The sequence below is a fragment of the Kitasatospora sp. NPDC029367 genome, from assembly GCF_055569135.1.
In genome coordinates, this window is the sequence record NZ_JBVHYH010000075.1 from 1 (window position 1) to 25,605 (window position 25,605).

The window sequence follows — 25,605 nt, forward strand, 5'->3', positions numbered from 1 at the left end:
AGCCCACCGCGACCCGACACCCCAACGGTCCGGCTGGTTGGGCCGACCCGAGCGACCTCAACCAGCCGGAAAACAACCTAAATCACCGGTATTGGCCCTAGCCGACCGCAGTAGCTGGACACCGGTGGCCGCCGGCTCGTGGTCGGACGCGCGGCCCTGGTGGTTCAGGTCGGTGAGCAGAGTCCGGCCGGGCCACTGTCGGGCAGCGTGCCGCCGCGAGGGCGTCCAGCTCGGCCGTCTGCGGTACTTCCGTGAGCGAACGTGTCCATGCCGGGAGTGCCGGGTCACCAATCGCCCTTCTCGGTCACACAATGTGACGGCCATGTCACGTGATCGAAAGGACCGACCTGTGGCACCCGCACACCGACGGAGACCGATCCCTCCCGGACACCCCCGCAGACGCTCCCTCAGGCGCCCGCTCGGCGCGGCCCTCGCGCTCTCGCTGGCCGCCGGACCGCTGCTGCTGTCCGTACAGGCCTGGGCCGGCGAGAGCGCCGCGCCGCCGCCGAACCCGACCACCACCGCGAGGTCCGGCGGCGCCACCGACCAGCCGCCCGACCGGACGGACCGTCCGGGACCGGAGACACCCCGGCTGGTCCGGCCGCTGCAGCGGGTGCCGGGGCTGAACATCATCGACGCGGACGCCTCCGCCGCCTCCACCCCGACCTTCGGCGAGCCGTCGATCGCGATCAACCCCGCCAACCCCCAGCAGATCGCCATCACCCGCTTCGGCCCCATGCCGGGATCGCGCTGGGACAACGCCGCCCAGCTGCTCTACTCCACCAACGGGGGCACCAGCTGGACCCCCGAGTCGGCCATCCCGGTGCCGCCGGGCGTCCCCGGCACCTCCGGCGGGCCGTGCGACCAGACGATCGACTACGGCCGCAACGGCACCCTCTACGGCACCTTCCTCAATTGCAACAACGGTGCCAACGTGGTCGTCACCGGCTCGACCACCGACCCCACCAAGGCCTCGTCGTGGGCGTGGAACAACCCCACGCCCACCACCACCCAGCTCACCACCGGCACGCACCCGTTCAACGACCAGCCCTGGCTGATCACCAACCCCGACACCGGCGCCCCGACCCAGGACAACGTCTACGTCGGCTACCAGGACTTCAGCGTCCCCGGCACCACGGCCAGTCCGCACGACCGGGTGAACGTCGCCCGCAACCACGCCAGCCCGGTCGACTTCCCCACCGCCAACGACGTGGGGGTCGGATCGGGGGCCCTGAACGACAGCATCAACGGCGGGCTCCGGCTGGCCGGCGACCCGCGCAACGGCGCCGTGTACGCCCTGTACCAGCAGGGCGGCAGCAACATGGTCAGCCAGCCCCAGCCCGTCACCATCAGGATCAACCGGTCCACCGACGGCGGCCGGACCTGGGACCTGGGCAACCCCCGGTCCCCGAGCACACCCCCGACCACGGCCACGGACGGCGTCACCGTCGCCTCGGTCAGCAGCGACCAGGGTGGCCAGGGCTTCAAGTTCGGCGGGGTCAACGCGCTGCTCGGCGGCATCCACCACGCCGCCGTCGACCCGACCAGCGGCGACGTGTTCGTCGCGTACGGCGTCGACGTGTCGGGCACCAACCAGATCCGGCTGCGCCGGCTCACCGACAACGGCGCGAACGACCTCACCATCGGCTCCGAGGTGAACGTCTCCACCTCGACGAACGCGGCGCTGCCGTCCGTCGCGGTGCTCAGCGACGGCACCGTCGGGGTCCTCTACCTGACCTCCGACGGCAACAACACCAACGGCTTCCCGATCTTCACCGCGCACCTCGCCCGGAGCTTCGACCACGGCGCCACCTTCACCGACTTCTCGCTGCGCACCTACACCACGCAGAAGGGCACCCCCGGCGCCCCCACCGAGCGGCTGTTCGGTGACTACGAGCAGCTCAAGGCGGTCGGCACCACCTTCTACGGCGCGTTCGTCGGCAACCTCAACGGCACCGGCCAGACCACCGCCCAGCCGACCGACACGATCTTCTTCAGCGTCCCGAAGACGGCGACCAGCTCGACGCTCACCTCCTCCGCGAACCCGTCCGTCTACGGGCAGCCGGTGACCTTCACCGCCACCGTCGTACCGACCCCGGACGGCGGAACGGTCACGTTCAAGGTGGACGGCACCCAGCTCGGCAGCCCGGTGCCCGTCGACACCACGACCGGGAAGGCCACCTCGGCCGCCATCTCCTCGCTGACCGTCGGTGACCACACCGTCGAGGCCACCTACAGCGGTGACCTCGACTTCCAGGGCAATACGGCCATGAGCCTGACCCAGACCGTGAACCAAGCCTCCGTCACCACCACGTTGGCCTCCTCGGACGGCGGCCAGGCGGCCTTCGGACAGCCCGTCACCTTCACCGACACCGTCTGCCCGGCACCCCCGAGCACCGACCCGGCCCTGCCGCCCTCCGGCACGGTGACGTTCCGGGACGGCTCCACCGTGCTGGGCACCGGCACCCTCGCCCCCGGTGGCGGCGCCCACTGCGGTCAGGCCCAGGTGACCTTCGGCAACCTGCTCCCCGGCAGCCACACGATCACCGCGCAGTACAGCGGCGACGGCAACTTCCTGGCGGGCGGGCCGGAGACCCTCACCGAGGTGGTGACCTGCGCCAATGTCATCACCGGTGACGTCCACGGCGGCGTGGACGCGACCGCGCCGAGCACCTGTGTCATCGGCGCCACCGTGCACGGGTCGGTCCGCGGCGCGGCCGGCGGGGCCCTGTTCATCGGCGACTCCACCGTCTTCGGCGGTGTGCACTCCGAGAACGGCACGCTCTTCGGCATGTGCGGCTCCAGCACCACCGGCACGGTGGAGGTCGGCCGCGCGAGCGGGTTCGTCCTCGTCGGCGACCCGGGTGACGACGGCTGCACCGGCAACCGGGTCAACGGCTCCGTCCACCTCGACGACAACCACGCAGGCGCCGAGCTGATCGCCAACCGGATCGGCGGCTCGGTCGAGGTCACCGGCACGACCGGCACCGGCCCGTTCCCCGAGGACTCCCGGGCCGAGATCGAGGGCAACACCATCGGCGGCTCGCTCCACTGCACCGGCAACAACCCGCCGCCGACCAACGGCGGCAACCCCAACACCGTCCACGGCGCGCGCACCGGGCAGTGCGCCAATCTGTGAACCGGTGAACCGGTAAGCGGATCCAGGTCGATCCGAGTCGATCCGAATCGATCCGAGGGGTCCGGCGCCGCGCGCCGGACCCCTCGGCAATCCCGCGGATCCCCAACGCGTGGATATGACCGTTGCACGGATAATGACCGGACCGTCGGCCGACCGGGCCGGCGGGCAGCGATCGATCGAGAGGCAGCGCACGGATGACCCTGGAGGCAGGACGACGCGTCAGGTTGACGGAGGACCTCGGGCTCGGTGAGGCCGTCGCCGGCGAGCCCGCTGCCGCCGTCGGCTTCCTGTCGCTGGGTGCCGGGGCGGAGGGCACCGTCGAGCGGGTGGACGGCGAACTCCCGGAGAGCGAAGGGGTCCGCGAGTACCAGCGGCTCAAGGCGCTGTTCGACGACTACGGGCACACCATGCCCGAGGCCAGCCGGGAGCGGCTGGTGGCGCAACTCGCCGCGCTGGAGCCGGAGTGGGCCGAGCACCGGGAGCGGGGGAGCCGGGTGACGGTCCGGGTCCGGCTGGACAACGGCTTCGTCCTCGACGGTGTGCACCAGGACGTGCTTGCCGCCCTGTGAGACGGCGTCCGCCCGGACCGGGCCGCCGCGCGCAGGTGCGTCAGCCCGTCCCCGGGTTGATCCGGGCCCGCTGGGCCAGCAGTTCGGTGAAGGCCACGGTGAGCGGGTCGGGGCGGGTGCGGGTGTAGGCGGCGAGGGCGCGGCGGACCGGCGGGTCGGGCCGCAGCAGCAGGCCGTCGAAGTGCGGCGGCACGATGTCGGCGGGCACCAGCGCCGGGCCGAGGCCGGCCGCGGCCAACAGCGGTGCGGCGGAGGTCTGTTCGGCGCGGACCGCCGCCCGGGGGTGGAAGCCCGCGCGGGCGCAGGCCTGGTCGAGCAGGTCGGCGAGGCCGTTGTCGGGGGCGTAGTGGACCCAGGCCCGGTCCGCGAGCTCGCCTAGGGCGATGGAGCGGGTGGGGCGGGCCGCGAGCGGGTCGTCGGAGGCCAGCACGACCGTGAACTCCTCGACGCCGAGCTCCCGGATCGGCCCCTCCCAGCCCTCCGGCACCGGGCCGATGGCGAGGTCGGCCCGGCCCGCGGCCATCGCCTCCTGGAGCCGCTCGGCGTGGGAGTACTCGCGCAGCCGGATCCGCACGCCGGGGTGCCGGCGGTGCCAGGCCCGCAGGACGGGCGGCAGGATGCCGAGGCTGATCGAGTAGACGGCGGCGACCTCCAGCTCCCCCTCCTCCAGGCCGCTGGCTCGCCGGGCCACCGCTTGCAGGCGCTCAGCCTCGGCCAGTGCCGCCCGGGCGTGCGGCAGTACGGCCCGGCCGGTCGGGGTGAGCCGGACCGCGCGCGGCAGCCGTTCGAGCAGCGGGCCGCCGAGCGCACCCTCCAGGGCCCGGATCTGGTGGGAGAGCGCGGGTTGGGTGACGTGCAGCTGCTCGGCCGCGCGGGTGAACGAGCCGGTGTCGACCACGGTGACCAGGTATTCGAGCTGTCGGAGCGTCGGCGTTGCCATGAGCGGATTTTATGGCAGCGGTAGAGAACAAGCCTTGGACTCATGGCGGGGCCCCGGGAGAGGGTCGTGGTGTGGCCGCCGCGCACAACGCAGCGGACGGCCGGATCCCCGATGCCCCCGAAGGAGCACCCCCATGTCCATCGGCACCCCGCCGCCGTCCGCCGTCACTCCGCCGCAGGGTACCTCGCTGCTGGGGCAGCGACTGATCGTGGTGGGCGCGGGTTCGCACACCGGCCGGGCCGTGGCCACCGCCGCCTCGGCGGCCGGCGCCACCGTCGTCCTGGCCGGCCCCGACCCGCGCAAGCTGGAGTGGACGGCCGGCGAACTGGCCGGACCGTCCGAGGTACTGCCCGTCGACCTCGCCGAGGAGCAGTCGATCGCCCGGTTCGCCGAGCGGGTCGGCACCTTCGACCACCTGGTCTCGACCGCCGCGATGCCGGCCAACGGCCCGCTGCGGGAGCTCGAACTCGCCGACGTCCAGCGGGCGTTCGCCGCCAAGGTGATCGGCCCGCTGCTGCTCGCCAAGCACCTGGCCGGGCAGGCCGCCGAGCGCGGCTCGTTCACCTTCTTCTCCGGGGTCGCCGCCTGGCGACCGGCGCCCGCCCGCACGGTGATGGCCACCACCAACGGCGCACTGGCCTTCCTGGTGCAGGCCCTGGCGGTGGAGATCGCCCCGGTGCGGGTCAACGCGGTCTCCCCCGGCATCGTCGACACCGGCTCCTGGGACGGCCTGGGCGCCGACAAGGACGCCTTCCTGCGCGGCGTCGCCGCCCGCAACCCGGCCCGCCGGGTCGGCACCCCGGAGGACCTGGTCAAGGCGGTGCTGTACGCGATCGACAACCCGTACGTCACCGGCACCGTGCTGCACGTGGACGGCGGCGGCCGACTCGCCTGACCGTCCGTCCCCCGATCGCCTACCCCACCCCGACCCGCCCCGAGGAGCAACTCCCCATGCCCTGGCCGTTCCTGAGCCGTGCCACCACCCGCACCGCCGCCGCCCTCGCCACCGTCGCCGCCCTGGCGGCCGGCACCGCCGCCGCCGCGCCCGCCCCCTCCCCCTCCCCCTCCCCCTCCCCCTCCCCCGACCGGGGCCACCACCGGCCCGCGCACAGCTGGCCGCAGAACCTGATCGACCGCTCGCCCGACCTGGTCCAGCCGAAGGCACTCACCGTGGACCGTTCGATCGGCACCCGGCGCGCGGCCCAGGAGGTGCGACTGGCCCAGCAGTTGTACACCTTCTGGAACACCGGGCAGCAGCGGTACCTGGACGCCGCGATCAGCCCGCAGTTCCGGGACAACACGCTCCCGTCCGGCCGCCCCCAGGGCCCGGCCGGCCCGCTGTTCGCCTCGAAGAACTTCCGCGCCGCCGTCCCCGACCTGACCTGCGAGCTGTCCGACGTGCTGGTCGCCGGTGACCGGATCACCGCCCGGCTGGTCTTCCGCGGCCACTTCACCGGCACCTTCGACGGCGTCCGGGGCCGGGGCCAGGCCGTCGAGTTCAACGCCATCGACATCCAGCACGTCGGCACCGACCGGATCGTCGAGGACTGGCACATCGAGGACAACCAGACGCTGCTGGCCCAACTGGGCGTCCACGGCTGAGGCCTGGTGACGCACTCGGCCCGGTTCCGGCAAGCCCTTGGCCGGAACCGGGCCGAGCTGGAACGATGGTCCGATGCGCATACTGATCATGGGCGGTACCCGGTTCGTCGGCCTCCACTTCGCCCGGGCCGCGCTGGCCGCCGGGCACGACGTCACCGTGCTGCACCGCGGCCGCTCCGGCGCCCACCTGCTCCCCGAGGCCACCCACCTGATCGCCGACCGCGACGCGGACCTCACCGCGCTGCGCGGCCTGAGCTGGGACGCCACCGTCGACGTCAGCGCCTACTTCCCGCGCCAGGTACGGCAGTTGGCCGCCGCCCTGGACCCCGGCGCGGCCGGGCGCTACCTCCTGGTCTCGTCCATGGCCGTCTACGACACCCCGGCCGCCCCCGGGTTCACCGAGGACTCCCCGCTGCTCCCGGCCGACGGCCCGGAGCCCGAGGAGATCACCCCGGCCACCTACGGCGTGCTCAAGGTCCAGTGCGAGCGGGCGGCCGTCGAGCGGTTCGGCCCGGACTCACTGCTGGTGCGGCCGACGTACGTGATCGGCCCCCAGGACTACACCCACCGCTTCGACCACTGGGTACAGCGGATCGCCCGTGGCGGCGAGGTGCTGGCCCCGGGCCGACCCGACGCCCCGCTCCAGGTCGTCGACGCCCGCGACCTCGCCGACTGGATGCTCGACCTGCTGACGAAGGGCGCCACCGGCGCCTACCACGCCGCGACTCCCCCGCCGTTCACGATGGGCGACCTGCTCGACGCCATCGCCTCCGCCGTCGCCCCGGCCGGGACCACGCTCACCTGGGTCGACGACGACTTCCTCCTGACCTCCGGCCTCCAGGACCGCGCGCTGCCACTGTGGAGCGCCGACCCGCTGCGCCGGGCCACCAACACCGCCGACCCGGCCGCCGCCCTCGCCACCGGCCTCCGGCTCCGCCCGGTGGCGGACACCGCCCGTGACATCGAACCGTTCGAACCACTGCCGCAGGCCCTGACCCCGACCACCGAGGCCGACCTCCTCACCGCCTGGCGCCGCCGCTGAACCGTACGGCCGTCCGGCACCGGCGCTGAACGTACAGCCGTCCGGCACCGGTGCCGGACCGACCGGACGGCCACCCGCGCCGCGCCGGCTGCCCGCGCCCGCGCGCCCGAGACTCAGTCGAGTTCGGCGTCGCTGAGCCCGAGCCGCAGGTGCTCGATGTGGTAGACGGCCTGGTCGAGCAGGGCCGCGACGTGGTTGTCGTAGAGCGCGTAGACCACCGAGCGGCCCTCGCGCCGCCCGACCACCAGGCCGAGATTGCGCAGCAGGCGGAGCTGGTGGGAGCAGGCGGACTGTTCCAGCCCGACCTCGGCGGCGAGTTCGGTGGCGGCACAGGGCCCTTCGCGCAGCCGGGAGAGGATCAGCAGCCGGGAGGGGGTGGCCAGGGCCTGCAGGGTGGTGGCCACCCGGGCGGCGCTGGCTGCGTCCAGGCGGGTGTGCGGGACGGCGGTTGCGGGGGCGGCTCCATGACCCATGCGGGCAATAGTACAACTCATACATGAAGACGCGTTCATATGTTCATGTATGGTGAGTGAGTCACCGGCTCCGCGCTGCCCCGAGCCACCAGCTCCGCCCTGCCCCGAAGGGTCCCGTCCGCATGCCCACCACCCTGATCGAGCGCCCTGCGCCGCCCGCCGCACCGCGCCCCGGCACCGCCCCGCGCCGCCGCACCCGGGTGTTCGCCCTCCCCGAGGCCCGCTGGGCCGCCGCCGCGACCGTGCTCTTCCTGATCGCGCTCCCGCTCCAGCTCACCGGCGCCCCGGCCTGGTCCTGGGGCCCGCTGTACGCCCTCGCCTACGCCACCGGCGGCTGGGAACCCGGCTGGGCCGGGCTGCGGGCCCTGCGCGAGAAGACCCTCGACGTCGACCTGCTGATGATCGTCGCCGCGCTCGGCGCCGCCGCCGTCGGCCAGGTCATGGACGGCGCGCTGCTGATCGTCATCTTCGCCACCTCCGGCGCCCTGGAGGCCCTGGCCACCGCCCGCACCGCCGACTCCGTGCGCGGACTGCTCGACCTCGCCCCGCCCACCGCCACCCGGCTGCTGCCCGGCGGCGCCGAGGAGAGCGTGCCGACCGAACGGCTCGCCGTCGGCGACACCGTCCTGGTGCGCCCCGGCGAGCGAATCGGCGCCGACGGCCGGGTCCTGGACGGCGCGAGCGAGGTCGACCAGGCCACCATCACCGGCGAGCCGCTGCCCGTACCCAAGCAGCGCGGTGACGAGGTGTTCGCCGGCACCCTCAACGGCACCGGCGCCCTGCGGATCCGGGTCGAACGGGACGCCGCCGACTCGGTGATCGCCCGGATCGTCCAGCTGGTCGAGGAGGCCTCGGAGACCAAGGCGCCGACCCAGCTGTTCATTGAGAAGGTCGAGCAGCGCTACTCGATCGGCATGGTGATCGCCACCCTGGCCGTCTTCGCCGTGCCGCTCGCCCTCGGCGCCGCCTTCACCGGCTCGCTGCTGCGGGCGATGACCTTCATGATCGTTGCCTCGCCGTGCGCCGTGGTCCTCGCCACCATGCCGCCGCTGCTCTCCGCGATCGCCAACGCCGGTCGCCACGGTGTCCTGGTGAAGTCCGCGGTCGTGATGGAACGCCTCGGCCAGGCCGACGCCGTCGCCCTGGACAAGACCGGCACCCTCACCGAGGGCACCCCTCGGGTCACCGACCTCCGCCCACTGGCCGGCTCCGGCCTGTCGGAGGACGAGCTGCTCGCACTGGCCGCGGCCGCCGAGCACCCCAGCGAGCACCCGCTCGCCCGCGCCGTCGTCGACGCCGCCCGCACCCGCGGCCTGGCCCTCGCCACGGCCGAGGACTTCACCTCCGCCCCGGGCATCGGCGTCACCGCCACCGTCGACGGCCGTGCCGTCGCGGTCGGCGCCCCCGCCCGGATGCCGACCGGCGCCGAGGGCGAAGTCCTGACCGAAGCCACCGCCCTGGCAGGCGAGTTGGAGGACGGCGGCCGCACCGCCGTGCTGGTCGAGCGGGACGGCGTGCCGGTCGGCCTGCTCGGCATCGCCGACCGGCTGCGCCCCGACGCCGCCGGCACCGTCCGCGCGCTCACCGCCCTGACCGGCACCGCGCCGATGCTGCTCACCGGGGACAACCCGCGCGCCGCGGCCCGGCTGGCCGCCGAGCTCGGCATCACCGACGTACGGGCCGGCCTGCTGCCGCAGGACAAGGTCGCCGCCGTCCGCGAACAGGAGCGGGCCGGACGCAAGGTCCTGGTGGTCGGCGACGGCGTCAACGACGCGCCCGCGCTGGCCGCCGCCCACACCGGCCTCGCGATGGGCCGGGCCGGCTCCGACCTCGCCCTGGAGACCGCCGACGCCGTCGTCGTGCGCGACGAACTCGCCACCGTCCCGGCCGTGTTGGCACTCTCCCGGCGGGCCCGCTCGCTCGTGGTGCAGAACCTGGTGATCGCCTCGGTGTTCATCTCCGTGCTGGCCGTCTGGGACCTGGTCGCCACCCTGCCGCTGCCGCTGGGCGTCCTCGGCCACGAGGGCTCGACCGTCCTGGTCGGCCTCAACGGCCTGCGGCTGCTCCGCGAGTCCGCCTGGACCAGGGCCCGGGCCGGGACCGGCCGCTGAACCACCCGCTGAGCGACCCAGGCCGCCGCCCCCGTCACCGAAGGGGGGCGGCGGCCTTCCGCACGCTCGGGGTCAGCTGTGCTTCGAGGTCACCGAGAAGGCGCTGCCGCCGCTCAGCCCGGAGGTGGTGGCCTTGGTGACGCCGCCGGAGGCCATCGTGATGGCGTCCGGGTTGAAGCCGCCCAGGCTCTGGCCGTTGACGGTGGCGCTGCTGAACGAGACCGAATGGAAGTTCGACAGCGGGAGCACCCCGGTGGAGCTGGAGGGGGCTTCGGCGATCACCTCGGCGGAGGCCAGCGCGGCACTCTTGAGGGACTTGTTGACGGTGCGGCTCCAGCCCGCCGTGGTGTCGGCGAGGGTGAGGGTGAAGGAGCCGCTGCCGTTGGTGGTGACGCTCGCGGTGAAGTGGTCGCCGGGGCGCACGGTGTTGCTGTAGTTGACCGGGTAGGCCGGGTACATCTCGTACCAGGAGGAGTACACCGGCGAGCCGCCGGAGCAGTCGGCCTCGGTGCCGGTCTGCTCGACGCTGTTGCTGCCGTCGCCGTCCAGTCCGACCCAGAAGCTGGACCAGGTGTCGGTGCCGGCGCAGGAGACGGCGGGCTGGACCCAGCTGGCCTTGACGCTGGTGAACCGGCCGCCGGTGGCGGCGTAGCCGGACCAGTTGCCGCTGGTGCTGTGCAGCGTGCCGCCGCCGTGACGGGCGGCGAGCGGAGCCTGGACGAGGGCGGGGGCGGTGGCGGCGACGGCCGGTGCGGCGGCGCCCAGGACGGTCAGCAGGGCGGTGGCCAGGGCGAGGGTGCGCCGACGGGCTTCGGGCATGGCTACTCCCTTGTGAGGGGGTGGAGTTGGCCGAGCGTCGACAAAGGTAGACCCGCCGGGTCGGCCCAGTAGGTCACGCGGACATAACGAACCGTCACGCCGTCCGAGGGTCAACACCACCCCGTCCGCACCACCGCGCGCCGGGGTACCGACTCCCCCACCCGCTCCCCCGCCCGGAGGCCTACCTCACGTGCCGTCCCCGACGGCCGGAGCGGGCGCGCCGGGCGCGCCGGCCGGGGCGGGCGACGGGGCGGGCACGTCGTACTCGGCGAGCATCGCGCGGGTGAAGCCGAAGAAGTAGGTGGCCAGGAAGCCGACGAGATAGCCGGTCAGCAGGCCGCCGCCGTAGACGGCCGCGCTCGCCGCCAGGCCGTGCGGGCCGGCCAGCAGCGGGAACAGGGCCCAGCCGGACGGGCCGACGGCGGTGGAGCCGACCGCGCTGCCGAGCTGGCCGGCCACGCCGACGAAGGCGCCACCGGCGGCGCCGCCCACGCAGGCCGTGACGAACGGGCGGCCGAGCGGCAGGGTCACCCCGTAGACCAGGGGTTCGCCGATGCCGAGCAGCCCGGCCGGGAGGGCGGAGCGGATGGTCGCCCGGATCGAGGCGTTGCGGCGCAGCCGGAGGTAGACGGCCGCGGCGCAGCCGACCTGCCCGGCGCCGGCCATGGCGAGGATCGGCAGCAGCACGGTGGAGCCCTGCTGCTGGATCAGGGTGGTGTGGATCGGGATCAGCGCCTGGTGCAGGCCGAGCATCACCAGCGGCAGGAAGAGGCCGCCGAGCACCAGTCCGGCGAGCAGTCCGCCGTGGGCGAGCAGCCAGGTGGCGGCGTGGCCGATGCCGGTGGAGACCTCCCCGGCGACGAACATCAGGCCGTACAGGGCGGCCAGTCCGCCGAACAGGACGGTGACGGTGGGGGTGACCAGGACGTCCAGCGCGGGGGGCACGACCCGCCGCGTCCAGCGCTCCAGTTGGACGGCCAGCAGGGCGGCGAGCAGTGCCCCGACCACGCCGCCCTGACCGGGGGTGAGGTGGTGGCCGAAGGCCTCCACCTTGGCGACCCCGGCGTAGACGATCACCCCGGCCACGGCCCCGCCCAGCACGGGCGTGCCGCCGAACTCCTTCGCCGTGTTGTAGCCGACGAAGACCGCGAGCAGCGACATGAACCCCGAGGAGACCGCCGTCAGCGCGGCGACCAGGGCCGGCGCCCAGCCGAGGTTGGCCAGCGCCCCGGACAGTGCGGCGACGATGCCGCAGCCGATCAGGGCGGGGATCAGCGGGACGAAGACGTTCGCGATCCGGCGCAGCGCCTGCTTGACCGGGGTCGCGTTGCGCACCCGGGCCTCCGCCCGGATCCGCTCCCCGCGCCCGGCGAGCTCCTCGGCGGTGGGGGCCGAGGCGGTGGGGGCGGAGGCAGTGGGGGCCGCTGCGGTGGGGGCGTCGGCGCGGGGGGCGTCGAGCAACAGCCGCAGCTGCGCCGTGACCCCCGCGACGGCCCCCGGGCCGAGCACGATCTGGTACGTGTCGTCGTCGACCGTGCCCAGGACGGCCGGCAGCGCCGCGAGCGCCGCGCGGTCGACCAGGGAGCGGTCCGCCAGCCCCAGCCGCAGCCGGGTCATGCAGTGGGCCACCGAGCGGATGTTGGCGGCACCGCCGACCAGCGGGAGGATCGCCTCGGCCACGGCGCGGTTCTTCTCGTCCGACATGCCAGAGGAGGTACCCGGATCGTCCCGGCGCCCAACCGGGGCCCGGCCGGTGGACCCCGTACGCCCCGCCCGCCCCGTACGCGCCCTACCGCCCGATCCGCCGTCGGGACTACCGTTAGTTGGCGGCAGCTATCGAATTCCCACTCCGATCCGACGCCCGGCCGCGCCCCCGGCCGGGCCGGCCCGGGCAGCAGGAGGCAGCGGTGGCGACACGACTCTCCGGCAGCGGCAGTAGCAGCGGCGACCGAACGGGCGGCGGCAGATCCGGCAGCGCTCGCACCGGACGAACCGCCCGTACCGGAGTCGAACCGGACCATCCCCGGTACAAGTGGGTGGCCCTCTCCAACACCACGCTCGGCACCCTGATCGCCACCATCAACGCCTCGATCGTGCTGATCTCCCTGCCCGCGATCTTCAACGGCATCGGTCTGGACCCGCTGCAGCCCGGCAACGTCAGCTACCTGCTGTGGATGCTGATGGGCTACATGCTGGTCACCGCCGTGCTGGTGGTGACCCTGGGCCGGCTGGGCGACATCCACGGCCGGGTGCGGATCTACAACGCCGGTTTCCTGATCTTCACCCTCACCTCGGTCGCACTCTCCCTCGACCCGCTGCACGGCGGGCCGGGCGCGCTGTGGCTGATCGGCTGGCGGGTGGTGCAGGCGGTCGGCGGCTCGATGCTGATGGCCAACTCGGCCGCGATCATCACCGACGCCTTCCCCGCCCACCGGCGCGGCACCGCGCTGGGCGTCAACATCGTCGCGGGCATCGCCGGGTCGTTCATCGGCCTGGTCCTGGGCGGGCTGCTGGCGGAGTGGAACTGGCGGTCGATCTTCTGGGTGAACGTGCCGATCGGGGTGCTCGGCACCGTCTGGGCGTACCGCTCGCTGCGCGACACCGGGGTGCGCCGGCCCGCCCGGATCGACTGGTGGGGCAACGTCACCTTCGCCGTCGGCCTGACCGCGCTGCTCGCCGGGATCACCTACGGCATTCAGCCGTACGGCGGCCACACCATGGGCTGGACCAACCCGTGGGTGCTCGCCGGGCTGTGCGGCGGGGTGGCGCTGCTCGCCGTCTTCTGCCTGGTCGAGGCCCGGACCGCCGAGCCGATGTTCCCGCTCTCGCTGTTCCGCGACCCGGTGTTCACCGGCGGGAACGCGGCCACCCTGCTGGGCTCGATCGCCCGTGGCGGGCTCCAGTTCATGCTGATCATCTGGCTCCAGGGCATCTGGCTGCCGTTGCACGGCTACGACTACGCCGACACCCCGCTGTGGGCGGGCATCTACCTCGTCCCGCTGACCGTCGGCTTCCTGGCTGCCGGGCCGATCGCGGGCTACCTGTCGGACCGCGCCGGGGCCCGGCTGTTCGCCGCGGGCGGGCTGGTGGTGATGGCGCTCTCCTTCGCCGGGCTGCTCCTGCTGCCCACCGACTTCGGGTACCCGTGGTTCGCCGTCCTGGTGTTCCTCAACGGGCTGGGCGGCGGCCTGTTCGCGGCCCCCAACACCTCGCTGATCATGTCGAGCGTGCCGGCCGAGGCCCGCGGCGCCGCCTCCGGGATGCGGGCCACCTTCCAGAACGCCGGCATGGTGCTGTCGATCGGGGTGTTCTTCTCCCTGATGGTGGCGGGCCTGGCCGGCTCGCTGCCGCACACCCTCACCGCCGGGCTGACCGCGCAGGGCGTGCCGGCCGCCGACGCCCAGGCGATCGGCGCGCTACCGCCGGTGGGCACGCTGTTCGCCGCGTTCCTCGGCTACAACCCGGTCCAGCAGTTGCTCGGTCCGCATGTGCTGGGCCAACTTCCGGCGGGCAACGCCCGGACGCTGACGGGCCGGGAGTTCTTCCCCCAGCTGATCTCGGGGCCGTTCCACGACGGGCTGGTCGTGGTGTTCTGGCTGGCGATCGCGATGTCCCTGGTCGCCGCGGCCGCCTCGCTGGTGCGCGAGCGGCAGCGGCCGCAGCAGCGGCCCGCCGCCGGGTCGGTCCGTCAGGAGGCGGGCCGGTGAGCACGGCGGGCGACGGACTCCCCGACGAGGCGGTGGTGCGGCTCCGGGTGGCCATCGGCCGGCTCAACCGCCAACTGGTCCGGGCCTCCGGCGACCAGGACCTCACGGCCGCCCAGCTCTCCGCCCTCGTCCGGGTCGAACAGCACGGCCCGCTGCGGCTCGGCGAACTCGCCGCGCTCGAAGGGGTGGCCGTCCCGTCGATGGTCCGTACGGTCGGCCCGCTGGTCGCCGAGGGCCTGATCGCCAAGACCCCCGACCCGCAGGACGGACGCTCCCAGCTCCTCGCCCCCACCCGGCTCGGGCGCGACACCCTCGCCCGGATCCGCCGAGAGCGCACTGCCCTGCTGGCCCGCCGCAGCGCCCGGCTGACGGCCGAGCAGTGCCGCGCGCTGGAGGCGGCCCTGCCGGTGCTGGAGCTCCTGCTCGACGAACCCGACGCGCCCTGACGCGTCCTGACGCGTCCTGACGCGCTCCACCCCGCTTTCGCCCCCACCGGGCCACCCGCCTTCGCCCCCCACCGATCGACGGTGAACCAACCACGCCCGGTGGGGTGTTGACGAACCGAAGCCGTCCCGGCCGCTGCCACGCCGACACGGCCGTACGGCGCGAGGCCCGGCCCGGCCTCGGCCGTTCCGTGTGCGAGGTGAACCGCCGCTCAGCGGCGGTGACGGCGCAACGGCGCCAGTGGCGGGATCCCGCCCGGTCAAGCCTCGGTCATGGGGTGGACTTCGGCCTTGTTCGCCGCCACCGGGCTTGGCTACCTTCCTACCGCTGACGCCGTGCAGGCTCAGCACCACTCCCTTGGCATGCCCCGATCAACCATCGTCCGGCGGCGCTCCCCGTCCCCCACGGGCCGACGTGCCGTGCCCCGCCGACCCTCCAGGGCTGCCGTCTGCTCGTGCGCGTCTCCCCCTCACACCCCGGGCCCGCTCGCCGGCCGGCCGCCTCACAACGGCCTGGTCGGCGCCCCCGGGGTCCGACCCCCCACCTGGGAGGGCTCCGTTGCGCAACTTCCTCCGTTCCCCACTGCGGCAGGGCCGGCTCCGGGCCGGCACCGCGACCTTCGCGGTCGGCGCCGTGGTCGCCGCCGGCCTCGCGCTGGCCGCCCCGGCCGACGCCTCCACCGCCTGGTCCGGCACCACCGGCACCTCCGGCAGCGGCGTCAAGCACGTGTGCGCCAAGCCGACCGGCCCGCACCAGATGGCCTGTGACGCGTTGGTGCGCACCGACGTCGTCCAGCCGCACGCCTTCGCCCTGAACGCGGTCTCGCCGAACGCGACGCCGTCCGGCCTCGGCCCCGGCGACCTGCAGAGCGCCTACGCACTGCCGGCCAACGGGGGCGCCGGGCAGACCGTCGCCATCATCGACGCGCAGGACGACCCCAACGCCGAGTCCGACCTGGCGACCTACCGCACGCAGTACGGGCTGCCTGCGTGCACCACCGCCAACGGCTGCTTCAAGAAGATCGACCAGAACGGCGGCACCAGCTACCCGACCTCCGACACCGGCTGGGCGGGCGAGATCTCCCTCGACCTCGACATGGTCTCCGCGGTCGCGCCGAACGCCCACATCCTGCTGGTCGAGGCCAACTCGGCGACCATGGCCGACCTCGGCGCCTCGGTCAACCAGGCCGTCGCCCAGGGCGCCAAGTTCGTCTCCAACAGCTACGGCGGCTCCGAGGACTCCAGCGACACCAGCTCGGACAACCAGTACTTCAACCACCCCGGCGTGGCCATCACCGCCTCCTCCGGCGACTCCGGCTACGGCGCCCAGTACCCGGCCGGCTCCCAGTACGTCACCTCCGTCGGCGGCACCTCGCTGACCCGCGCCTCCAACGCCCGCGGCTGGAGCGAGTCCGTCTGGGGCTCCACCTCCGGCGGCAACGGCGCCGGCTCCGGCTGCTCCGCCTACGACCCCAAGCCCAGCTGGCAGACCGACAGCGGCTGCGCCAAGCGCACCATCTCGGACGTCTCCGCCGTCGCCGACCCGGCCACCGGCGTCGCCGTCTACCAGACCTACGGCGGCAGCGGCTGGGCCGTGTACGGCGGCACCAGCGCCTCCGCGCCGATCATCGCCGCCGTCTACGCCGACGCGGGAACCCCGGGCGCGGGCGACGTCCCGGCCAAGTACCCCTACCAGCACGCCGGTTCGCTGAACGACGTGACCAGCGGCGCCAACGGCAGCTGCTCGCCGAGCTACCTGTGCACCGCCGGCGCCGGCTACGACGGCCCGACCGGGCTCGGCACCCCCAACGGCCTGGCCGCCTTCACGGCCGGCGGCAGCACCGGCGGCAACACCGTCACGGTCACCGGCCCCGGCAACCAGAGCGGCACCGTCGGCACCGCCGCCAGCCTGCAGATCCACGCCAGTGACTCGGCCTCCGGCCAGACCCTGAGCTACTCGGCCGCCGGCCTGCCGGCCGGACTGTCGATCAACTCCTCGTCCGGCCTGATCTCCGGCACCCCGACCACCGCGGGCAGCAACAACGTCACGGTCACCGCCAAGGACACCACCGGCGCCACCGGCTCCGCCTCCTTCACCTGGACCATCGCCGGCTCCGGCGGCGGCACCTGCACCGGCGGCGGCCAGCTGCTCGGCAACCCCGGCTTCGAGACCGGCGCCGCCTCCCCGTGGACCGCGTCCAGCGGCGTGATCGACAACTCCAGCAGCGAGCCGAGCCACTCCGGCTCCTGGAAGGCCTGGCTCGACGGCTACGGCACCACCCACACCGACACCCTGAGCCAGACCGTCACCATCCCGGCCGGCTGCAAGGCGACGCTCAGCTTCTGGCTGCACATCGACACCGCCGAGACCGGCAGCACGGCCTACGACAAGCTCGCCGTCCAGGCCAACTCCACCACCCTGCACACCTACTCCAACGTCGACGCCGGCACCGGCTACGTGCAGCGGACCTTCGACCTGTCGAGCTTCGCGGGCCAGAGCGTGACCCTCAAGTTCACCGGCACCGAGGACTCCTCCCTGCAGACCAGCTTCGTCATCGACGACGCCGCCGTCAACGCTTCCTGACCGACTGCCTGAGCGACTGCCTGACCGCTCCAACCCGTGTGGGCCGCAAGCTCGTTGCGGCCCACACGGCCTTGTCCGGGCCCGACCAGTTCAGGCCCGGCCTGTTCAGGCCCGACCTGTTCAGGCCCGCCCCTGGCTGCACCCCGGCCCGGCGGGCTCCGTGCTTCCACTCCGCCTCGGCGGCCCGGCCCCCGCCGTCCTGCCGGGCGGCCACCCGGCCGACGTCTACCGCGCGCCCTGCCCGTCCAGGGCCGCCCGGCCCGCCCGGCCCCCGTGTCACCCGGGTGCCGGGCCGTACTGGCGGTGCCGGCGGGCGGTGCGCACCGTGGTGGGAGGAGTGACGGCGACGACCCCCCAGGACGGTACCGATGGACCCGAACGACTCCCCTCCCCGCCTCGTGGTCGGCGTCGACGGTTCCCCGCCGTCGCACGCCGCGCTGCGCTGGGCGGTCCGGCAGGCCGGGCTGACCGGTGCGGTGGTGGACGCCGTGGGCGCCTGGGAGCCGCCGAGCCACATCGGCTGGTCGGCGCCGGTGGTCGACACCACCTTCGACCACGAGCTGGCCGAGCGGAAGTTCTCGGAGGAGCTGGACGCGGTGCTCGGCGCGGAGTGCCCGGTCACGGTGCGCCGGACCATGGTCCTGGGCGACGCCTCCGACGTCCTGCTCGACGCGGCGAAGGGCGCCGAACTGCTGGTGGTGGGCAGCCGCGGACGCGGGAGCTTCACCCGGGCGCTGCTCGGTTCGGTGAGCGCCCACTGCGCCCAGCACGCGACCTGCCCGGTGGTCATCGTCCGCGCACAGTGACCCCGGCGCGTCCTCCGGCACGTCCTCCGGCGCGCCCTACCGGGCGTCCAGGTCCCGGGCCCGGCGCATCCGGGCCGCCAGGGTGTCGGGGGCGATGATCGGGTCCGGGTACTCGGGGGCGAGCAGCCAGGGGCGGTGCACGGCCGGTCCGGGCAGGTGCGCCAACTCCGGTACCCAGCGCCGTACGTAGACCCCGTCGGGGTCGTAGCGGTCGGCCTGGCGCAGCGGGTTGAGCACCCGGTTGGGCCGGGTGTCGGTGCCGGTGCCGGCCACCCACTGCCAGTTGAGCTGGTTGTTCGCGACATCGCCGTCGACCAGCAGGGAGAGGAAGTGGGCGGCGCCGATCCGCCAGTCCAGGTAGAGGGACTTGGCGAGGAAGCTCGCCGTCAGCAGCCGGGCCCGGTTGTGCATCCAGCCCTCCTCGGCGAGCTGGCGCATCCCGGCGTCGACGATCGGGTAGCCGGTGCGGCCCTCCCGCCAGGCCTCGGTCTCGCGCTCGTCGCGGTGCCAGCGGTCGTCCCGGGTGCGGTAGTCGCGGTGCGCGGCGTCCGGGCGGGCGGCGAGCACCTGGTGGTGGAAGTCGCGCCAGGCCAGCTGCCGGACGAAGGCCTCCGCCCCGGGACCGCCCCGCTGGAGGGCGCGGGCGGTCAGCTCGGTGGCCGAGAGGCAGCCGAAGTGCAGGTACGGGGAGAGCCGGGAGGTGTCGTCGGCCGCCAGGTCGTCGTGGACGTCGGCGTAGGCGTCGACGTCCCAGCGCCGCCACCGTTCCCGGGCCGCGGTCTCGCCGCCGCGCGGGAGCGAGGGTGAGAACGGGCCGCTGACCACGAGGTTCTCGCTGCCGATGCCGTCCGGCGTGCGGATCACCCGGGGCGCGCCCAGCACGCTGCGGTGCGGGGCCTGCTGCCAGGCGCGGTGGTACGGGGTGAAGACGGCGTAGTGGTCGCGGCCGGCCGGGGCGATCCGCCCGGGCGGCACGACCGTGATCGAGGCGTCGTGGACGTGCAGTCGCTCGCCGAACAGGGCGAGCAGCGCGGCCTCGCGCCGCCGGGCGTAGCCGCTGGCCCCGGCGGCGACGTGCACCGTCCCGGCCCCGGTCTCGGCAGCGAGCCTGGCCGTCTGCTCGGCGGTCGGGCCCCGGCGGACGATCAGCCGGGAGCCGGCGCGGCGCAGCGAGGAGTCCAGGTCGGCGAGGCAGTCGGCCAGGAAGGCCATCCGGTTGGGGGCGGCGAAGCCGGCCGCCTCGACGGCCGGGTCGAGGACGAACAGCGGCACCACCTGCTCGGCTGCGGCTCGGGCGGCGTGCAGCACGGGGTTGTCGTGCAGGCGCAGGTCCTGGGTGAACAGGGCGATCGAGACGGTCATCGGCGGGACCTCGGGACGGGTGCGGTCGGGGTTCTGAGGGTGGGAGTTCTGGGCGTGGGGGTTCTGAGGGTGGGAGTTCTGGGCGTGGGGGTTCTAGGCGTGGGGTTGCGGCGCGGCGGCCGTCGGCCGGCCGGTCAGGCGGCATGCCGGGCCCGTTCGGTGATGTTGCGCGCCATGGCCGAGAACACCAGGGAGTGGAACGGCGCCACCGACCACCAGTAGGCGTGGCCGGCCAGTCCGTGCGGGTGGAACAGGGCGCGCTGGCGGTAGCGGGTGCCGCCGTCCCCGTCCGGGGAGACCCGCAGTTCGAGCCAGGCCAGGCCTGGCAGTCGCATCTCGGCCCGCAGTCGCAGCAGGCGGCCGGGTTCGATCTCCTCGACCCGCCAGAAGTCGAGGGCGTCGCCGACCCGCAGGTGGTCCGGGTCGCGTCGGCCGCGCCGCAGCCCGACCCCGCCGGCCAGCCGGTCGAGGGTGCCGCGCAGCGCCCAGGCGAACGGGAGGGAGTACCAGCCGTTCTCGCCGCCGACGCCCTCGACGACCCGCCACACGGCTGCCGGGTCGGCGTCCACCCGCCGTTCCCGCAGGTCCTGGTAGAGGCTGCCGCCGGCCCAGTCGGGGTCGGTGGGCAGCGGGTCGCTGGGGGCGCCGGGCAGCGAGGCGGAGGACCACCGGGTGGTGACCCGGGCCTCGCGGATGCGGCGCAGGGCGAGTTCGAGGGCACGGTCGAAGCCGGTCAGCCCCTGCGGCGGGTCGGGGATCCAACGGGCGATGTCGTGCTCGTGGCAGACGACTTCGTGCCGCAGCGACTCCACCAGCGGGCGGGCGAGCGGGCCGGGCACGGGGGTGACCAGGCCGACCCAGTGGCTGGACAGCGCCGGGGTGAGCACCGGCACCGGAAGGATCAGCCGGGGCGGCAGGCCGGCCGCGCGGGCGTAGCGCTGCATCATCAGCCGGTAGGTCAGCACGTCCGGTCCGCCAATGTCGAAGACCCGGTCGGCCTCGGGCGGCAGCGCGGCGGCGCCGACCAGGTAATGGAGCACGTCACGGACGGCGATGGGCTGGATCCGGGTGTCGACCCAGCGCGGGGTGACCATGGCGGGCAGGCGCTCGGTCAGGTAGCGGAGCATCTCGAAGGAGGCCGAGCCGGAGCCGATGATGACGGCGGCCCGCAGTTCGGCGGTGGGCACCCCGGCCTCCCGCAGCACCCGGCCGACCTCGGCGCGCGAGCGCAGGTGCGGGGACAGCTCGGCCTCCGGCACCCCGGCGGGCACCAGCCCGCTGAGGTAGACGATCCTGCCGACCCCGGCGCGGGCGGCCGAGCGGGCGAAGGCCCGGGCGGCGCGGCGGTCGGTGGACTCGAAGTCCGGCCCGGTGCCGAGCGAGTGGACCAGGTAGTAGGCGACCTCGATGCCGTCGAAGGCGCCGTCCAGCGTCTCCGGCCGGGTGACGTCACCCGCGGCCGTCTCCACCTCGGCACGCCACGGCTGGTCGCGCAGCCGGCCCGGGTCGCGGGCCAGGCAGCGGACGCGGTGCCCGGCGGCGAGCAGTTCGGGGACCAGGCGGCCGCCGATGTAGCCGGTGGCGCCGGTGACCAGGCAGTGCTTGCCGGTCGGGGTCGGCTCGTCCATGGTCTGCTCCTTCCGTACGGCGTGGTGTTCCTGAGGAATGGGTGCCGGACTCCGGTCAGCGGAGCAGCCCCGCCAGGTGGTCGAGGGCGGTGGCGAGGTCGCGCGGCCGCAGGGTGCCCGGCGGGCGGCGGGGGCCGGCCCAGCCCGGTCCGGCGACCAGCACCACCGGCTGGGTGCGCGCGCCATGCGGGCCCCAGGCCGTACGGACCACCCGTTCGACCAGGGCCCGGTCGGCGGTGCGGGTGACCTGCGACCAGAGCAGCACGGCGGGCGGTCCGGTCCGGCGCACCGCTTCGAGCAGCGCCTCGGGCGGCAGGGCGGGCCCGAACATCCGGAACGGCAGGCCGCGTTCGGCCAGCGCTGCGGCGAGCGCCTCCAGCGGGAGGGCGTGCAGTTCGGACGGCATCCCGGCGAGCAGCGCGGCCGGGCCGGGCAGCGGCTCGGTCCGGTCGGCGACCCGGCGCAGCGCGGCCGCCACGTGCCAGGACAGCAGGTGCTCCACCTCGACGTAGCGCTCGCCCTCGGCGACCCACTTGCGCCCGGCCGCCCGCAGCGCCGGGGTCATCACCTCCGTCCAGGCGACGACTGCGCCCAGCTCGTCGACGCTGCGGCGCAGGATGCGGGCCACCTCGGGGGCGTCCAGCCGAACGGCGGCCCGGGCCAGGCCCCGGCACTCGGGGCGCACGGTGCCCACCGGCAGGGTGTTGCCGCCGGAGGCCGTACCGGTGCGGACCGCCGGCTGCCCGGTCCCGGGTCCGGACTCGGAGCGGGAGGCGGCCCCGGCCGCCAGGGCCGTCCGGGCGGCCTCGGCGGGGTTGACGCCCCGGGCGGTGAGCCGGCACATCTCCTCCAGGACGGCCACGTCCTCCGGCTCCCAGCGGCGGTGCCGCCCGGGAGCACGGTGGGCCGGGCCGATGCCGTAGCGGCGTTCCCAGGACCGGATGGTGGTGGGCGAGACGCCGAGCCGGCGGGCGAGGGCTCCGGTGGTCAGTCCGGCCGGGGCTGGTGCGGTCGGGGCGGTCACGGCCGCGAGCCTACGACGGGGCGCCGGGGCCCGGTCGACCGACGCGCGCGTGGCCGGGGCGGGGGCCCGGCGGCGGCGCCGAGCTCCTCGCGCAGCCGGGCCCGCCCGTCGGCGGTCCGGTCGGGTAGGGCGGGTCCGGCGGGTCCGGCGGGTCCGGTGGGCCGCGCGGAGGACGGCCGGTCGGTGATTGCCTGCACGTTCCGACCGTCGCGCACTCACCCGCTGCACTGGTAGTCGCACCGTTTTCGCACCGTTTTCCAGCCGTGCCGGCAGGCCCGGCGAGGGTTCCGCCGAGCTCCGGAGCGACCCGTGGTCGGTCAGCCCTGTGCTACCTGGGCAGCGCCTGGTGGAGGTAGATCGTCAGTGGTGTTTATCCGTAGGCTGACGGCATGTCCAACGAGTGGTCCTTCCCCGACGACCTCATTCGGCTCCGACGGGAGTACAACGCTGCCAGGCGGGCGATGTGGGCAGACGCGATGGAGTCGGCCGAGCCTCGCCACGCACAACTGGAGCTCCAGGAGCGCATCTCGGCGCATCCCTTCTGGGAGTCCGTTCCCGACGAACAGCGGCACATCGCCCACCGGGCGCTCAAACAGGCCAGCCTCTACCCGAAGCCCTGAGCCGCCCGGCAACCGGAAGTCGCCGAGAAGTGCTGCACGAAGCGGAACCACGAGGGCACTGACAGCGAGCGAAGCCGTGACCCGGCTCGACCGCCGGCTCTCCCCGAGCAGCGAGCCGCCGCAGCACAGCTGTGGCGGCTCGCCCACCCCACGGCGGCCTGACGTAGGGTCCCAAGGTGCCAATTCTGATGATCGACGCAGGACCGACCACGGCGGACGCCCTGGTGACCCGTACCGGCGGAGTGCCCCTGGCCCCGCCGGGAATCGAGTGGCCCACCTGTGCCTCGTGCGACGGGCCGATGCAGTTCCTCGCCCAGGTCCTCCTGAACGATCCCGACAACGGCACCGGCGACGTCACCGGGCTGCTCGCGCTGTTCGCGTGCCAGAACGACCCAGGGATGTGCGACGACTGGGACCCCACCGCCGGCGGGAACCGCGCCCTGCTGTTCCCTGCCACGGGCCTGCGGCCGCTCCCCCGGCCCGAGCTCGCCGACGACGACAGCGACGACCAGGCGGTGCTCGTGCTCGACGCCGTCGGAGCGGTGGCCATCGCACACGAGGACGGCCCCGACTACGACGCGGCCCGCGAGGCCTGGACGGCCAGGAGCGGGCGCCCGCCGTCTGCCGTCCTCGGCCAGCTCGGCGGAAGCCCGGCCTGGATCCAGGGCGACGAGACGCCCTCCTGCCCCGGGTGCGACCACCCCATGGGGCTGGCCGTCCAGCTGGAGGAGGGGCCCGACCGCGCCACCGCCATGAACTTCGGTGGTGGCGGCTGCGCCTACGCCTTCACCTGCGGGCCCTGCGCCCGGGCGGTCCTGCTCTGGCAGTGCTGAGCCACCGGCCTTGACGGATCGGTGCCCCAGGTTCAGTTCGTCAACTGGGCTTGGAAGACCGCGCTGTTGAAGTACGCCCTGGCCTCCCGGATGAGGCCGGTGTCGTCCAGTTCGTAGATGTTGATGCCGGACCAGTTGACCGGCTTGCCGTCCAGTGCGACGGCGGCGCCGCGCCAGGAGACGGCGACGTGCTGGCCGACGGTGTGGGCCTCCAGGGGCGTGAGGCCGAGGAAGGGCCGGAAGTTGGGCAGCACGGACGCGATGAACTCGTGGATCGCGGCGCGTCCGGTGATCGGCGGGGTGCCGACGGGGTCGTGGAAGACGCCGTCCTCGGCGAAGGCCGCCGCCCAGGTGTCGGCGTCGCCGTCCTGGGAGGCGCGGAAGAACTGGAGGACGGCGGCGGGCATGGCGGGGAATGTCATGGCAGGTCCCTTCGGAGGCTGGAGCGGGAAGGTCGAGGGCGTGGAAGCGGCGGCGGCGCCCTGGCCAAGGCGCGACGGCCCGTTCACCCGGCCGCGGCCGGGGGCGCTGACGGCGTGTCCGTACGGCCGGGTCCGCGCAGTCGGGCGGCGAGCGCGACGGCCGCGGCGAGGGCGATGAGGGCGCACACCCCCGGCCAGCCGTAACGGGCGTGGACCCGGATGCCCAGCCACGATCCGGCGCTGCCACCGAGGAACGAGCAGGTCATGTAGGCGGTGTTCAATCGGCTGCGGGCCGCCGGGTTCATGGCGAAGATCCGGGCCTGGTTGGCGACCTGGCTGCACTGCACCGCCACGTCCAGCAGCAGGAGCCCGACGACGAGCCCGGCCAGGCCGGTCGCTCCGCCCGCCGCGCCCACGGTGAGCACGGCGGCCGCGGTGAGGGTGGCCGCGATGCACCAGCCGTTCACCCGGTCCGGGCCGTGCCGGTCGACCCAGCGGCCGGCGGCCGGGGCGCAGAACATGCTGGCCGCGCCGATCAGGGCCAGCACGCCGACCGCCTGGGCGCCCATCCGGTAGGGCGGCCCGGTGAGCAGCAGGGCGAGCGCCGTCCAGGCGGCGCTGAACCCGGCGAAGAGGGTGGCCTGGTAGACCGCGGAGCGGCGCAGGCCGGGCTCGGTGCGGAGCATCCGTACGGTGTCGGCGAGCAGGGCGGGGTACCGCTCGCGGGTGGCCGGCGCGGTGCTGGGCAGGGCGAGGGCGAGGACCAGCGCGAGCAGGCCGGTGAGTCCGGCGGCGACGAGGTAGGGAGCGCGCCAGCCGAGGTGGTCGCCGAGCACGCCGCCGAAGGTGCGGGCCAGCAGGATCCCGCCGATCAGGCCGCCCTGGAGGGTGCCGATCACGGCGCCGCGCCGCTCGGGTGCGACCAGGCCCGCCGCCAGGGGCAGCAGCAGTTGCGGGACGACCGTGGCCAGGCCGACCACGGCACCGGCGGCGACTAGCAGGCCGGCGGCCGGGGCGAGCCCGGCGGCCAGCAGGGCGCAGCCCGTCACGGCCAGCAGCACGCTGATCAAGGGGCGGCGGGGCAGCCGGTCGCCGAGCGGGACGAGCAGGAAGATCCCGGCGGCGTAGCCGAGTTGGGTGACGGTGGCCACGCCCGCCGCCGTGCCCGGCGCGATGCCGAACCCGTCGGCGACGAGCGGGGTGAGGGCCTGGGGGAAGTAGACGTTCGCCACGCTGACGCCGCAGGCCAGCGCCATCACCAGCGGCAGCCGCCGGCCCGGCTCGGCGGGCGGCGACGGAGCCGGCGCTGGCGGAGGCGGAACGGACGGCAACGGAACTGGCGCGGGCGAGGCGGGCACTGGTGAGGCGGGCGCGGGCGGATCGATCCTGGGCATCACCACTCCATTCGAACGAACTAGTTGGTTCGGACGCTCGAGGAGAGCGTCGCAGACCGTCGCGGGAACGTCAAACGAACCGGTTCG

21 protein-coding genes are annotated in these 25,605 nt (G+C 74.4%); 12 read left to right on the top strand and 9 right to left on the bottom strand.

Annotated elements, in window-relative coordinates; genetic code table 11:
* The first annotated feature begins 349 nt into the window (after window positions 1-349).
* Complete coding sequence (locus ACZ4W5_RS30695) at window positions 350-3,139, top strand: Ig-like domain-containing protein (RefSeq protein WP_465658206.1); 2,790 nt, start codon at window positions 350-352, stop codon at window positions 3,137-3,139.
* A gap of 224 nt (window positions 3,140-3,363) precedes the next feature.
* On the top strand, window positions 3,364-3,708 hold the full coding sequence (locus tag ACZ4W5_RS30700) for a hypothetical protein (RefSeq protein ID WP_402476203.1): 345 nt from the start codon (window positions 3,364-3,366) through the stop codon (window positions 3,706-3,708).
* Between the two features lie 40 nt (window positions 3,709-3,748).
* On the opposite strand, the gene ACZ4W5_RS30705 is transcribed toward ACZ4W5_RS30700, so the two are convergent.
* Window positions 3,749-4,648, bottom strand: a complete 900-nt coding sequence (locus ACZ4W5_RS30705) for a LysR family transcriptional regulator (RefSeq protein ID WP_465658208.1) — start codon at window positions 4,646-4,648, stop codon at window positions 3,749-3,751.
* Window positions 4,649-4,781: 133 nt separating this feature from the next.
* Here ACZ4W5_RS30705 and ACZ4W5_RS30710 point away from each other — a divergent pair, with 133 nt between their 5' ends.
* From ACZ4W5_RS30710 to ACZ4W5_RS30720, 3 genes are all read left to right on the top strand, one after another.
* A complete protein-coding gene (locus ACZ4W5_RS30710) occupies window positions 4,782-5,543 on the top strand; it encodes an SDR family oxidoreductase (protein WP_402476208.1) in 762 nt (253 codons plus the stop codon).
* 56 nt (window positions 5,544-5,599) lie between these two features.
* Window positions 5,600-6,250: an ester cyclase gene (locus ACZ4W5_RS30715; protein ID WP_465658209.1), complete on the top strand. Its 651-nt coding sequence runs from the start codon at window positions 5,600-5,602 to the stop codon at window positions 6,248-6,250.
* Window positions 6,251-6,323: 73 nt separating this feature from the next.
* Window positions 6,324-7,292 carry an NAD-dependent epimerase/dehydratase family protein gene (locus ACZ4W5_RS30720; RefSeq protein ID WP_465658211.1) on the top strand — a complete coding sequence of 323 codons (969 nt, stop codon included), beginning with the start codon at window positions 6,324-6,326 and terminating at the stop codon, window positions 7,290-7,292.
* A gap of 113 nt (window positions 7,293-7,405) precedes the next feature.
* Here ACZ4W5_RS30720 and ACZ4W5_RS30725 read toward each other — a convergent pair whose 3' ends face one another.
* The gene (locus tag ACZ4W5_RS30725; RefSeq protein WP_402476215.1) at window positions 7,406-7,765 is read right to left on the bottom strand and encodes an ArsR/SmtB family transcription factor; all 360 of its coding nucleotides are present in this window, start codon (window positions 7,763-7,765) and stop codon (window positions 7,406-7,408) included.
* Between the two features lie 122 nt (window positions 7,766-7,887).
* Between ACZ4W5_RS30725 and ACZ4W5_RS30730 the strand changes: the two genes are divergently transcribed.
* Window positions 7,888-9,876, top strand: coding sequence for a heavy metal translocating P-type ATPase (locus ACZ4W5_RS30730; protein WP_465658213.1), 1,989 nt, complete (start codon window positions 7,888-7,890; stop codon window positions 9,874-9,876).
* A gap of 72 nt (window positions 9,877-9,948) precedes the next feature.
* Here ACZ4W5_RS30730 and ACZ4W5_RS30735 read toward each other — a convergent pair whose 3' ends face one another.
* Together ACZ4W5_RS30735 and ACZ4W5_RS30740 are read right to left on the bottom strand one after the other, a co-directional pair.
* Entirely contained in the window at window positions 9,949-10,695 is a 747-nt protein-coding gene (locus tag ACZ4W5_RS30735) for a G1 family glutamic endopeptidase (RefSeq protein ID WP_465658215.1), read from the bottom strand.
* Window positions 10,696-10,881: 186 nt separating this feature from the next.
* Window positions 10,882-12,399: a PTS transporter subunit EIIC gene (locus tag ACZ4W5_RS30740; RefSeq protein WP_465658217.1), complete on the bottom strand. Its 1,518-nt coding sequence runs from the start codon at window positions 12,397-12,399 to the stop codon at window positions 10,882-10,884.
* 203 nt (window positions 12,400-12,602) lie between these two features.
* Here ACZ4W5_RS30740 and ACZ4W5_RS30745 point away from each other — a divergent pair, with 203 nt between their 5' ends.
* The 4 genes from ACZ4W5_RS30745 to ACZ4W5_RS30760 all read left to right on the top strand — a co-directional run bounded on the left by ACZ4W5_RS30745 (window position 12,603) and on the right by ACZ4W5_RS30760 (window position 18,235).
* Window positions 12,603-14,402, top strand: coding sequence for an MFS transporter (locus tag ACZ4W5_RS30745; protein WP_465658219.1), 1,800 nt, complete (start codon window positions 12,603-12,605; stop codon window positions 14,400-14,402).
* Window positions 14,399-14,848, top strand: a complete 450-nt coding sequence (locus tag ACZ4W5_RS30750) for a MarR family winged helix-turn-helix transcriptional regulator (protein WP_360235973.1) — start codon at window positions 14,399-14,401, stop codon at window positions 14,846-14,848. The genes ACZ4W5_RS30745 and ACZ4W5_RS30750 overlap by 4 nt, the downstream gene beginning before the upstream one ends.
* Window positions 14,849-15,479: 631 nt before the next feature.
* Complete coding sequence (locus tag ACZ4W5_RS30755; protein WP_465658256.1) at window positions 15,480-17,429, top strand: putative Ig domain-containing protein; 1,950 nt, start codon at window positions 15,480-15,482, stop codon at window positions 17,427-17,429.
* A gap of 368 nt (window positions 17,430-17,797) precedes the next feature.
* On the top strand, window positions 17,798-18,235 hold the full coding sequence (locus ACZ4W5_RS30760) for a universal stress protein (protein WP_360235970.1): 438 nt from the start codon (window positions 17,798-17,800) through the stop codon (window positions 18,233-18,235).
* 36 nt (window positions 18,236-18,271) lie between these two features.
* On the opposite strand, the gene ACZ4W5_RS30765 is transcribed toward ACZ4W5_RS30760, so the two are convergent.
* The 3 genes from ACZ4W5_RS30765 to ACZ4W5_RS30775 form a co-directional block, all read right to left on the bottom strand.
* Entirely contained in the window at window positions 18,272-19,597 is a 1,326-nt protein-coding gene (locus ACZ4W5_RS30765) for a cryptochrome/photolyase family protein (RefSeq protein ID WP_360235967.1), read from the bottom strand.
* A 134-nt stretch (window positions 19,598-19,731) separates the two neighbouring features.
* Window positions 19,732-21,225 (bottom strand): SDR family oxidoreductase, encoded by a 1,494-nt coding sequence (locus ACZ4W5_RS30770; RefSeq protein ID WP_360235964.1) that lies wholly within the window; start codon window positions 21,223-21,225, stop codon window positions 19,732-19,734.
* 55 nt (window positions 21,226-21,280) lie between these two features.
* A complete protein-coding gene (locus tag ACZ4W5_RS30775; protein WP_465658222.1) occupies window positions 21,281-22,249 on the bottom strand; it encodes a MerR family transcriptional regulator in 969 nt (322 codons plus the stop codon).
* A 389-nt stretch (window positions 22,250-22,638) separates the two neighbouring features.
* Here ACZ4W5_RS30775 and ACZ4W5_RS30780 point away from each other — a divergent pair, with 389 nt between their 5' ends.
* Window positions 22,639-22,869, top strand: coding sequence for a hypothetical protein (locus ACZ4W5_RS30780; protein WP_360235958.1), 231 nt, complete (start codon window positions 22,639-22,641; stop codon window positions 22,867-22,869).
* A gap of 188 nt (window positions 22,870-23,057) precedes the next feature.
* The gene (locus ACZ4W5_RS30785) at window positions 23,058-23,702 is read left to right on the top strand and encodes a DUF1963 domain-containing protein (protein WP_465658224.1); all 645 of its coding nucleotides are present in this window, start codon (window positions 23,058-23,060) and stop codon (window positions 23,700-23,702) included.
* 32 nt (window positions 23,703-23,734) lie between these two features.
* Here ACZ4W5_RS30785 and ACZ4W5_RS30790 read toward each other — a convergent pair whose 3' ends face one another.
* Together ACZ4W5_RS30790 and ACZ4W5_RS30795 are read right to left on the bottom strand one after the other, a co-directional pair.
* The gene (locus ACZ4W5_RS30790; RefSeq protein WP_465658226.1) at window positions 23,735-24,124 is read right to left on the bottom strand and encodes a nuclear transport factor 2 family protein; all 390 of its coding nucleotides are present in this window, start codon (window positions 24,122-24,124) and stop codon (window positions 23,735-23,737) included.
* Window positions 24,125-24,207: 83 nt separating this feature from the next.
* Window positions 24,208-25,380, bottom strand: coding sequence for an MFS transporter (locus tag ACZ4W5_RS30795; RefSeq protein WP_465658258.1), 1,173 nt, complete (start codon window positions 25,378-25,380; stop codon window positions 24,208-24,210).
* Window positions 25,381-25,605 lie beyond the last annotated feature (225 nt).

Coding starts and splice junctions, on each gene's coding strand:
- ACZ4W5_RS30730 (WP_465658213.1), top strand. CDS start 7,888: ATGCCCACCACCCTGATCGAGCGCCCTGCGCCGCCCGCCGCACCGCGC.
- ACZ4W5_RS30790 (WP_465658226.1), bottom strand. CDS start 24,124: ATGACATTCCCCGCCATGCCCGCCGCCGTCCTCCAGTTCTTCCGCGCC.
- ACZ4W5_RS30720 (WP_465658211.1), top strand. CDS start 6,324: ATGCGCATACTGATCATGGGCGGTACCCGGTTCGTCGGCCTCCACTTC.
- ACZ4W5_RS30715 (WP_465658209.1), top strand. CDS start 5,600: ATGCCCTGGCCGTTCCTGAGCCGTGCCACCACCCGCACCGCCGCCGCC.
- ACZ4W5_RS30735 (WP_465658215.1), bottom strand. CDS start 10,695: ATGCCCGAAGCCCGTCGGCGCACCCTCGCCCTGGCCACCGCCCTGCTG.
- ACZ4W5_RS30705 (WP_465658208.1), bottom strand. CDS start 4,648: ATGGCAACGCCGACGCTCCGACAGCTCGAATACCTGGTCACCGTGGTC.
- ACZ4W5_RS30795 (WP_465658258.1), bottom strand. CDS start 25,380: ATGGCGCTGGCCTGCGGCGTCAGCGTGGCGAACGTCTACTTCCCCCAG.
- ACZ4W5_RS30780 (WP_360235958.1), top strand. CDS start 22,639: ATGTCCAACGAGTGGTCCTTCCCCGACGACCTCATTCGGCTCCGACGG.
- ACZ4W5_RS30725 (WP_402476215.1), bottom strand. CDS start 7,765: ATGGGTCATGGAGCCGCCCCCGCAACCGCCGTCCCGCACACCCGCCTG.
- ACZ4W5_RS30710 (WP_402476208.1), top strand. CDS start 4,782: ATGTCCATCGGCACCCCGCCGCCGTCCGCCGTCACTCCGCCGCAGGGT.
- ACZ4W5_RS30765 (WP_360235967.1), bottom strand. CDS start 19,597: ATGACCGTCTCGATCGCCCTGTTCACCCAGGACCTGCGCCTGCACGAC.
- ACZ4W5_RS30760 (WP_360235970.1), top strand. CDS start 17,798: ATGGACCCGAACGACTCCCCTCCCCGCCTCGTGGTCGGCGTCGACGGT.
- ACZ4W5_RS30785 (WP_465658224.1), top strand. CDS start 23,058: ATGATCGACGCAGGACCGACCACGGCGGACGCCCTGGTGACCCGTACC.
- ACZ4W5_RS30740 (WP_465658217.1), bottom strand. CDS start 12,399: ATGTCGGACGAGAAGAACCGCGCCGTGGCCGAGGCGATCCTCCCGCTG.
- ACZ4W5_RS30770 (WP_360235964.1), bottom strand. CDS start 21,225: ATGGACGAGCCGACCCCGACCGGCAAGCACTGCCTGGTCACCGGCGCC.